General features: G+C 59.9%; 12 protein-coding genes and 1 pseudogene. 8 read left to right on the top strand and 5 right to left on the bottom strand.

All coding sequences use genetic code 11. The features are described from left to right. The 8 genes and pseudogenes from JNL55_RS14025 to JNL55_RS13995 all read left to right on the top strand — a co-directional run. Positions 1–374: hypothetical protein (locus tag JNL55_RS14025; protein ID WP_293854092.1), on the top strand; the 374-nt coding region annotated here is incomplete at its 5' end. An 80-nt stretch (positions 375–454) separates the two neighbouring features. Next, positions 455–853: a methyltransferase family protein gene (locus JNL55_RS14020; protein ID WP_293854089.1), complete on the top strand. Its 399-nt coding sequence runs from the start codon at positions 455–457 to the stop codon at positions 851–853. A gap of 47 nt (positions 854–900) precedes the next feature. After that, positions 901–1,248 (top strand): annotated as a pseudogene (locus JNL55_RS37440) (GFA family protein). Next, positions 1,245–1,493 carry a hypothetical protein gene (locus JNL55_RS14015; protein WP_293854087.1) on the top strand — a complete coding sequence of 83 codons (249 nt, stop codon included), beginning with the start codon at positions 1,245–1,247 and terminating at the stop codon, positions 1,491–1,493. Before JNL55_RS37440 ends, JNL55_RS14015 begins: the two are co-directional and overlap by 4 nt. A 13-nt stretch (positions 1,494–1,506) precedes the next feature. Next, positions 1,507–1,983 (top strand): RDD family protein, encoded by a 477-nt coding sequence (locus JNL55_RS14010; protein ID WP_293854084.1) that lies wholly within the window; start codon positions 1,507–1,509, stop codon positions 1,981–1,983. Next, the gene (locus JNL55_RS14005) at positions 1,973–2,470 is read left to right on the top strand and encodes a DUF2199 domain-containing protein (protein WP_293854081.1); all 498 of its coding nucleotides are present in this window, start codon (positions 1,973–1,975) and stop codon (positions 2,468–2,470) included. The genes JNL55_RS14010 and JNL55_RS14005 overlap by 11 nt, the downstream gene beginning before the upstream one ends. Positions 2,471–2,513: 43 nt before the next feature. Next, complete coding sequence (locus tag JNL55_RS14000) at positions 2,514–2,861, top strand: hypothetical protein (protein WP_293854076.1); 348 nt, start codon at positions 2,514–2,516, stop codon at positions 2,859–2,861. A gap of 104 nt (positions 2,862–2,965) precedes the next feature. Then, positions 2,966–3,358, top strand: a complete 393-nt coding sequence (locus JNL55_RS13995) for a VOC family protein (protein WP_293854071.1) — start codon at positions 2,966–2,968, stop codon at positions 3,356–3,358. 49 nt (positions 3,359–3,407) lie between these two features. Here JNL55_RS13995 and JNL55_RS13990 read toward each other — a convergent pair whose 3' ends face one another. The 5 genes from JNL55_RS13990 to JNL55_RS13970 form a co-directional block, all read right to left on the bottom strand. Next, entirely contained in the window at positions 3,408–4,037 is a 630-nt protein-coding gene (locus JNL55_RS13990; RefSeq protein ID WP_293854067.1) for a gluconate 2-dehydrogenase subunit 3 family protein, read from the bottom strand. A 1-nt stretch (position 4,038) separates the two neighbouring features. Then, entirely contained in the window at positions 4,039–5,820 is a 1,782-nt protein-coding gene (locus tag JNL55_RS13985; protein WP_293854063.1) for a GMC family oxidoreductase, read from the bottom strand. Positions 5,821–5,845: 25 nt separating this feature from the next. Continuing rightward, positions 5,846–6,868 (bottom strand): LacI family DNA-binding transcriptional regulator, encoded by a 1,023-nt coding sequence (locus JNL55_RS13980; RefSeq protein ID WP_293854059.1) that lies wholly within the window; start codon positions 6,866–6,868, stop codon positions 5,846–5,848. Positions 6,869–6,905: 37 nt separating this feature from the next. Continuing rightward, positions 6,906–8,126, bottom strand: a complete 1,221-nt coding sequence (locus tag JNL55_RS13975; RefSeq protein ID WP_293854055.1) for a nucleoside permease — start codon at positions 8,124–8,126, stop codon at positions 6,906–6,908. Positions 8,127–8,251: 125 nt separating this feature from the next. Continuing rightward, a complete protein-coding gene (locus tag JNL55_RS13970; protein ID WP_293854051.1) occupies positions 8,252–8,917 on the bottom strand; it encodes a DUF1080 domain-containing protein in 666 nt (221 codons plus the stop codon). Between the last annotated feature and the right edge of the window lie 29 nt (positions 8,918–8,946).

Raw genomic sequence — 8,946 nt, 5'->3', positions numbered from 1 at the left:
CGGAGTTCTTGGTCCTGCCAAAGCTGGACTACAGCGAGGGCGGTTTTGGCGGTCCGATATGTGCGTTACGCGGCGCACTGCCCGTTGTCGTAGAGGGAGGAAAGATCGTGATCATCGGCCTGAGTCAGAAGGTCACGACGCTAGAGGATGCAACCCTGAAAGGGTCGTCGAGCATCCATTACGGTTTGCGGATAGCCTCGGTCGATAGCCGCGGCAGAGAGCGCGGGGCAAAGCTGATGCTGGCTGAGGTGGATCTCAAAGACGGTCTCGTCAGCAGCTACAAGGACGAACATCCTACCGCCTCCCTGGACGGAAATGAGCGGATTACTTTCGCTGTCAACGACGCTGAGTGTGCCGCCCAAGCGCAAACTTAGATCTGTGAGAAGCGCAGCCGCTAGAGCCCACTCCGATTTTTACACGAGCCCTCATTGCATTCCTGGCGCTTCCCGGCACCGTGGCGTTCCTCGTGCCTGGCGGTTGGATTTGGCTCACTGGTCTGTCGCTCCGGTGGCCGTTCGGACTCGTCATGATCGTCATCGGCACGGCGGGCCTGTTGTGGTGTGTTCGGGATTTTTATGTTTCCGGCAAGGGCACGCTGGCCCCGTGGGCGCCACCGCAGGAGTTGGTCGTAGTAGGCCTCTATCGCTACAGTCGCAACCCGATGTATGTGGCGGTGGCTTTGATCCTGCTGGGGTGGGCTGTCTCGTTCCAGTCCCGTGGCCTGTTGGGCTATATGCTTGCCGTTGGCGTTGCCTTCCACTTGCGGGTCGTGTTCGGTGAAGAGCCTTGGCTGGCTCGAACGCATGGTTCGACTTGGCAGCAGTACACTCGGCGCGTTCGCCGTTGGTTATAGTGAGGATGCCATAGGCGTTGAGCTTCCAGAATATGACTACCAGGCAGATGAAGCGTTACCGGGGCAGCTGTCATTGCGGCGCTGTTCAATTTCAGATTGAGACCGACTTTCCTGAGCTGACGACCTGTGATTGTTCGATCTGCTCCAGGAAGAACGCATTGATGGTGAAGGTTCACGAGAGCAAGTTCACTCTGCTGAGCGGGGCGGAGTCACTGACGGAGTATTAGTTCCACACGCGCACAGCGCGGCATTACTTCTGTAGTGTTTGTGGCATCTATCCCTTTCACCGCAAGAGAGTGACCCCGGATTTCCTGGGCATCAACGTTTTTTGTCTCGACGACTTCGATCCTGCAGGCATTCCGGTGCGTGCGACTGTGGGGAAGGGGATGCCATGAGGAATCTACCGGCGGGCTTGGTTGCCATCGCAGGCTCCATGATTGGCGGCGCCTATATCGTTCGAGCTCTGCTGCGTGCGATAGAGAATGGCTTTTCCCCGGGAAAGCTCGGCGCAGTTCATCAGGTCGGAACGATGCAGTACACAGGATTCGTCATCATCTGCCTCATCGGTATCTCTCTGATGCTCGTCTTGGCTTTCATGGGGGCGCGCTGGATGGGACTCATCAACAGGGATCGCCCCTGACGGGATGTCGGCAATGACTGAGCATGGTGTGAAGCGGTACGACTTGCGGGCGATCGCTCAAGTCGAGCACGGCGGTTTCTGGATCCGGGTTCTTGCAGTTCTCATCGACCTCGCCATTCTGATCATCCCGATCATGGTGCTCGAGCGGCTGCTTCATGCCGAACAAAGCCTGCTGTTAGAAAGTGCAATCGTTTACGGAATCTGGGCGGCGTACTGCATTCCGTTCTGGTCTGGCGGCTGGCATGGGACGCCGGGTAAGAGGCTGTGCGGGTTAGTGATCGTCTCTTCAGATGGATCGGAACTCACTCTCAGCAACGCAGCGTTTCGCTATCTCGCGATGTTGGTTTCCTCGGCAATCGTTATCGGGCCGCTATTCGTGGCGTTCACGGCGCGCCGCCAGGGCTTGCATGATTTGATAGCGGATACTGTCGTGGTCAAAAGGTCTGCGCTGGACAAAGCAAGTCGCCGGGAGTCGCCGAATGGGATTTGATTGCACAACTTGCGGCCAGTATCACGACGAACTGCCGCTTTGCTTCGGGTCGCCGGCGCCTGCGCTTTGGTTGCAGATGTCGGAAGCGGAGCGAGAGCAGCGCGGCCAGATATCGTCGGATCAGTGCATCGTCGACAACGAGCACTACTTCATCCTGGGTAGGGTCATGCTGCCGGTCGTCGATGGACCGGAGTCGTTTTGCTGGCTTGCATGGGTGTCGCTGAGTCGGGAGAATTTCCGTCGTGCTTCGGAGCTCTGGCACACGGCAGGGCGCGAGTCCGAGCCGCCGTACTTTGGTTGGCTACAGAGTTCGTTGCCGTACAGCCAGTCTACGTTGAGTCTGAGGACGCGCGTCCTCACCCAACCCTTGGGCGAGCGGCCTCTGATCGAGCTGGAGCTTGCCGAGCATCCGTTGGCCATCGAGCAGCGACAGGGCATCACGATGGCGCGCGTGCGAGAGATCGTTGAGGCGGTATTGCATGGTTGAGGGCGTGGCGTAGTCTTGGCTCAGGCTGTGAGATAGAGACCTTATGGGACTGTTCAGCCTCTTCAAGAAAAGAGCGAAGCCGCAAGACCGATACCTCGGCAAGCCGCTGCTCAAGTTGGTGGACTCGTTCGTGCTGGAATGCATCGGCGAGCTGGATCCCAAGAGCGAGGCGGGGTTGCGTGCGATGGAGCCGAAGCTGCAGCAGATCTATAACTGCTCCGGCACTTGGGAGGACATCATCATTGCGCAGCTGCAGTTCGATCCCAACATCCGGACTGAGATCCGGGAGATGTGGCTGCAGAACCAGGAAATCGCCAAGGAGCACAATCGAACCTTGTCGCCGCTGCAGTTCGTGGAGATGTTCGTGGAAAAGAACGTCACGAGTGCCTAGCAGTACCGCGGAGCAGGCTTGGACAAATGCGTCCCGCTCAGAGGCATAATGCCGGCATCGGGCTCGCGCACACGACCCCGGCAACAAAGAATTCAGGAGAAGCAATGTTCAGTCATGTAATGGTGGGTTCGAACGATATCGAGCGCTCGAAGCGCTTCTATGACGCGGTGCTGGCGACGATTGGCGCGGGCGAGGCGTTCCGCAATGTGGCGGCCACTGGCCACGTACGGCTGTTTTACCGACACAACGGCAGCAGCTTTGGCGTGACCGAGCCGATCAACAGTGAGACGGCGACGTTTGCCAATGGCGGCACCATTGGCTTCAAGTGCGACTCAGTCGAGCAACTTCAAAAGTTTCATGACACGGCGGTCGCCAACGGCGGCAAGTCGATCGAAGAACCGCCGGGGCTGCGCGATGGCAGTGTGGGCGCAATGTATCTGGCCTACGTGCGCGATCCGGATGGCAACAAGCTCTGCGCCGTCTATCGCCCCAAGTAGATAACCGACGAGGACTGGTTCCCGAGGCGCGGGAGCCAGTCCCTGCGGCTTACGCGAGGCCGAGTTTTTTCATCACCGCCAACGGCGGCCCGTCGAACGTCGTCATCGCCACGTTTCCGACATACCGTAGGTCCTTCATTCCAGCCGGCGTCGTGTAGTACCCGCCCGCGGTGATCGCGCGATAGCGCGAGAAAAACACACCCGCTTCAACAAACGGAGCCGCCGGCTTCAAGGCGCTGATGTCGTTGCAGATCGCGACGCGTTCCTTCTCGGTCAAAGCAGAGAAAGTGTTTTTGAAACGACGCTGCGACTCCCGATCGAGCCAAGCCAAGCCGTTCACGATGACCGGCTTGTCATCGCGATGGTCCGGGTAGGGTGCGCTGATCCATTCGTCGATGAAGTCGACCACGCCGACTTTGGATGCGGCCGGCGATTCTTCATCGGCCGGAATGATGAGGTCGCTCAAAACACTGGCGGTCGAGCGTTGCTGATCGTTGAAGGTCAAAGGCCAGAGTTCGCCGATCTGGTAAGTCTTCAGCAGGTTCGGATCCTTGCCGTATCCAGTCACGCTCTTCGCCGTTTCCTGGGCCAAAGCAACGCCAGCGGGAAGCTGCAGAGCCGCGCTAGCGGCGAGCACCCACTTCAGAGCCGTGCGGCGATCAACGCGAAGTGAGTCCATGTCAAAGCTCCTTCCGCTTCATCGCGGCCAGCATGTAGTCAGCGCTGCGCCAGGCGAGCGCCATGATGGTCAAGGTCGGATTCTTGTCGGCGTTGGAGGCAAAGGGTGCGCCGTCGGTGATGAACAAGTTCTTCACGTCCCAGCTCTGGCCCCACTGATTCACCACCGACGAGCGCGCGTCGGCGCCCATGATGGCGCCGCCGACTTCGTGAATGATGAAACCGCCGGGCAGCAGATCCTGTTTGTTGGTCACGCGGCCGCCCATGTTCTCGATGACTTCAGTGAACGCCTTGTGAGAATGAAGTGCCTGCCGTTGCTCATGCTCCGACCACTTCCAGTGAAAGCGCAGCGTGGGAATGCCGTACTGATCTTTCTTAGCCGGATCGATCTCGCAATACGAGTCTTCGTTCGGAATCATCTCGCCGCGACAGACCAGGCTGACGAACGAGCCGTAGTAGCGCCGCATGTCCTGCTTGAATTTCTTCCCGTAGCCGCCGACGACGTTCGCGAGACCGGCGGTGGCGCCGAATGACGGCATGTCTCGGCCAGCGCCGATCTCGATGTGATAGCCGCGAGCGAAGTCGAGCCTGCCGGCCATTTGTTCTTTGTAGAGCCACCACGGCGAGTACACGTGTTCGCCGCCGGCGCCGTCTTCATTGTGGGCCGGCACGTCTTCGAGCAACGGAATCTGGCCGGTGACGCTGGCGCCGACCGTGTCCATCAAATATTTGCCAACCTTGCCGCTGGAGTTGGCGAGCCCCTGCGGGAACTGTGCGGACTTCGAGTTCAACAAGATGCGCACCGACTCGCACGCACTGGCTGCCAGCACAATGATGCGACCACGAACGCGTACTTCCTTGCCGGTGGTCTTGTCGATGAAGATGACGCCAGAGGCGAGGCCATTCTTCGCCATCTCGATCTCGCGAACCATGGCGTTGGGCAGGATGTCGAGATTGCCGGTCGCCATCGCAGGCGGCAGATGCACCGTCGTCGATTGATAGTTCGCTTTGATCGAGCACCCACGACCACAAGGCGTTGCCCAGAAGCACGGCGCACGTGCGCGCATACTGTCGGCGACGATTTGCTGTGCGCGAGGATTGCCGGGATGAAGCAAAGCGGCGTTACGCTTGAAGTCGAGCTGCTGGGTCAGCACGGCGCGATGAATGGCAATCACAGGCACGCCGGTCTTTTTCGCGTGCTTCTGAATCAGTGCTTCGGATGCCCGAGGCTTCGGCGCGGGCAGCAAACAACCGGCAGGTGAATCGGGTGTGTTCTCCAGCCCGTTGTTCTCGCCGTACACGCCGATGAGCATCTCGACCTTGTCATAGTACGGCGCGACGTCTCGATACGAAATCGGCCAATCGAAGCCGAGCCCATCGCGCGTCTTCGGCTTGAAATCGTACGGCCCGTTACGCAGCGAGATACGGCCCCAGTGATTCGTGCGCCCGCCCAGCATGCGAGCACGCCACCACCAGAAGGTTCGGTCAGCGTCGGTGGATGCACTCGAGTAAGGCTCGCCAGGGATTTGCCAGCCGCCATCGACGGTGGCGTCGTAAAAGCCGAACTCCTTGTCGAGTGTCGAGGTGCCGCGTAACGGTGCCTGGTCCGGCGTATGAAACATCGGTGTCTCGATCTCGGGCACGTAGTTACGGCCCGCTTCGAGCATCAGCACTTTCGCGCCGTCCAGCGTCAAGGTGTACGCCGTTTGTCCGCCGGCGGCGCCGGAGCCGACCACGATAACGTCGTATTCCTTCTGGAGTCCGGCAGTATCGATCAGCGGCATGGCTCACCTTAAGTGGTTGGCTTAGCTAGCGCTTGGGTGGAGGTCCCGCGCTCTCTCTCACGATCAGTTTAATCGGCAGGGTGTGCATTGTGGGTTCGGGCTTGCCGCCGTTCAGCATGTCGAATAGTAGCGACATGGCTTTATTACCGATCTGGCGGGTGGGCTGTTCGATGGTGGTGAGCGGCGGATCGCAGAAGCTGGCGAATTCGATGTCGTCGAAGCCGACCACCGACACGTCTTGCGGCACCGAGCGGCCGGTGCTCTTGAGATGACGGATGGCGCCCAGCGCCATCTCGTCGTTGAAACAGAAAATCGCGGTCGGCGGCTTTTTGGTGCTGAACAGCTGCTCGGCGGCGGCGCGGCCCGAGCTCATGGAGAAGTCGCCTTGTGCGATCAGCGAGTCGTCCGCTGCAATCTTGGCGGCGCGCAGCGCGAGTTTGTAACCTCGCAAACGATCGGCGGTGAGCGGGCTGGAGTCAGGTCCGAGAACCGCGCCGATGCGGCGGTGGCCAAGGCCGAGCAAATAGGCGGTCATTTCGCGAGCCGCGGCGATGTTGTCGATGCCGACGCGCGGGCAAGGCGCATCCTCGATGTACTCACAGGCATTGACCAGCGGAATATCCAATGTGCCATTCGCGCCTCGCGCGGCCTTGGGCAGGCGCGGGTGCAGTTGGATCAAGCCATCGGCCTGGCGTGTTTCTACCAGGCTCACATAGTAGGCCTCACGGTCTTCGCGGCCTTCAGTGTCTCCGAGCAGCACTGCGTAGCCCTGTTGTTGCGCAATCTGCTCGATGCCGCGAATGACTTCGGCAAAGAACGGATTGGCGATGTTGGGTACCAGGACCACCACCGAATAGGCGCGCTTGCTGCGGAAGTTGCGCGCCAGCAGATTCGGCTTGTAACGACTGCGCTCGACTTGGGCGAGCACCTTTTTAAGGGTTTTCTCCGAGACCTTGTCGGGAGTGGTCAAGGCGCGGGAGACGGTGGCAATCGACACGCCGGCCTGGCGGGCGACCTGACGGATCGAAGTAACGCGGCTGGAGGACACGGGATACTCTGCTGGTGAACGGCTCTGAACGCATCGATTATGCACCGTTGCGCTGAATCGATTCCGGTTTGAAAGCCAGCGCGAACAACACGAACACGGCTGCCGCCAGTGCCGCCGGGATCAGCCAGATCGCTTTCCAGTCATGGCCGCCGGTCAACGCATACTGATCGTAGATCAGGCCAGCGACTTTGAAGCCGGCCAGCATGCCTACGCCATACGTCGCCAGCGTGATCAGACCCTGTGCAGAACTCTTGTATTGCTCGCCCGCCTTCGAGTCGGTGTAGATCTGTCCGGAGACGAAGAAGAAGTCGTAGCAGACGCCATGTAGAGCGATGCCGCCGATCAGCAGCACCAATACGGAATCTTGCGCGCCGAAGGCGAACAGCACATAGCGCAGTACCCAGGCGGCCATGCCGATCAGCAGCGTCTTCTTGATGCCGTAGCGATTCAGAAACACCGGCAGCAACAGCATGAACAACACTTCGGACATCTGGCCGAGGGTCATTTTGCCGGTGGGATTGGCTACGCCGATTTCAGCCAGAAAGATGTTGGTGTTCTGGTAATAGAACGCCAGCGGAATACAGATCAGCACCGAGGAAATGAAGAACACCGCGAAATTCCGGTCCTTGAGCAAGCGCAGAGCATCCAGCCCCAGCGCCTGAGAGATCACGCTTTGGGACGCGACGCGGACCGGCGGCGTGGCGGGCAGGGTGAAGCTGTACACGCCCAACACGAGCGAGATGACGCTGCACATGAGGAACGTGTTACGCAGCGCGCCCGCTGCCACAGCTTGCTGCGCATCCCAGCCGATGGTGCTGATGAACAGGCCAGCTGCAATCCAGCCGATCGTGCCCCACACGCGAATCTTGCCGAACTGAGCGGCGGGATCGGTCAGCTGACGGAACGACACGGAATTCACCAGCGCCAGCGTCGGCATGTAGATGATCATGTAGCCGAGCACATACGGATAGAACGAGGCGAAGCCGCTGGAGCTGTACATCAAGTACATCAGCAGCGCGCCGATCAGGTGGAGCACACCGAGGATGCGCTCTGCATTGAAGTAGCGGTCGGCGACCAAGCCGACGATGAACGGCGCAATGATCGCTCCCCAGCTCTGGGTCGAGTAGGCCTGACCGATGTCGCCGCCGGCGGCCGAGAAGGTGGCGCCCAGGAAGGTGCCCAGCGTGACGAACCAGCCGCCCCAGATGAAGAACTGCAGGAACATCATGACGCTGAGCCGAGTGGTGATCGGATTCAAAAGTCCCCCTGTCACCGGTGCGCCGGTCGGACCGCTTGGAGTTGGAATTTGTAACGGGTTACATGGCCAAGATTGCAGGAAACCGGCGCTGCCTGTCAAACAGCGCCGGCGGGCCTGAAAGGCGCTTACTTGTGCTTTCGGACGCTCACTTCCTTGAAGTACACGGTGTCCCGGGCGTCATGGTTCTGCAGCCCGATGTAGCCGCTGGCGGCGCGCTTGCCGCGATCCGGTTCGTGCTTTTGTTTCTTCTCCGGCACCGGCGAGCCTTCCTTGAAGTCGGTGACCTTGGTGCCGTTCACGGTGACCACGGTGCGCTCGTCTTCGAGGGTGATTTCCATCGTGTTCCATTCGCCGGTCTTGGGCTGGGCCAGCGTCTTGGTGAACGAATACAGCACGCCAGTGCGATGCCAGTCGTCGTCGCTGTCGTCGATCTGCACTTCGTAGCCCTTGTTCACGGGCATCCACGGTTCGGTGGGTTGTTCGGGAATGCGGATGAACACGCCGGAGTTGCCGCCGCCGTTGTCATCCGGTGCCTTGTAGACGATGCGAATGGTCGCGTTGCCGATCTTCTCGCCCGTGTACCACAGCAGGCCCATGCCGCCGACGGTTTTGAGCACGCCATTCTCGACCACGATTTCGCCTGGGCCGACGTGTTTCCAGCCGTCGAGGTTCTTGCCGTTGAATAGCGGCTTCCACTCGGATTTGGCGTTGTCGGCTTGCGCGGTCACGGCGCAGGTGGTGGCAACGATGACGGCGAGCAGCGCGGCGCGCCGATTGAATACGATGGACATAGGGTGTGCTCCTCTACGCTTTGAGCGTG

The sequence above is a fragment of the Steroidobacter sp. genome (assembly GCF_016790065.1).
Taxonomy (GTDB): domain Bacteria; phylum Pseudomonadota; class Gammaproteobacteria; order Steroidobacterales; family Steroidobacteraceae; genus Steroidobacter.
This window is presented reverse-complemented; position numbering and strand designations above follow the sequence as displayed.

Excerpts from the sequence above, each read along its gene's own strand:
- JNL55_RS13985 (WP_293854063.1), bottom strand. The coding sequence starts at position 5,820 with ATGCCGCTGATCGATACTGCCGGACTCCAGAAGGAATACGACGTTATC.
- JNL55_RS13990 (WP_293854067.1), bottom strand. The coding sequence starts at position 4,037 with ATGGACTCACTTCGCGTTGATCGCCGCACGGCTCTGAAGTGGGTGCTC.
- JNL55_RS14015 (WP_293854087.1), top strand. The coding sequence starts at position 1,245 with ATGAGGAATCTACCGGCGGGCTTGGTTGCCATCGCAGGCTCCATGATT.
- JNL55_RS14010 (WP_293854084.1), top strand. The coding sequence starts at position 1,507 with ATGACTGAGCATGGTGTGAAGCGGTACGACTTGCGGGCGATCGCTCAA.
- JNL55_RS14000 (WP_293854076.1), top strand. The coding sequence starts at position 2,514 with ATGGGACTGTTCAGCCTCTTCAAGAAAAGAGCGAAGCCGCAAGACCGA.
- JNL55_RS13970 (WP_293854051.1), bottom strand. The coding sequence starts at position 8,917 with ATGTCCATCGTATTCAATCGGCGCGCCGCGCTGCTCGCCGTCATCGTT.
- JNL55_RS14005 (WP_293854081.1), top strand. The coding sequence starts at position 1,973 with ATGGGATTTGATTGCACAACTTGCGGCCAGTATCACGACGAACTGCCG.
- JNL55_RS13995 (WP_293854071.1), top strand. The coding sequence starts at position 2,966 with ATGTTCAGTCATGTAATGGTGGGTTCGAACGATATCGAGCGCTCGAAG.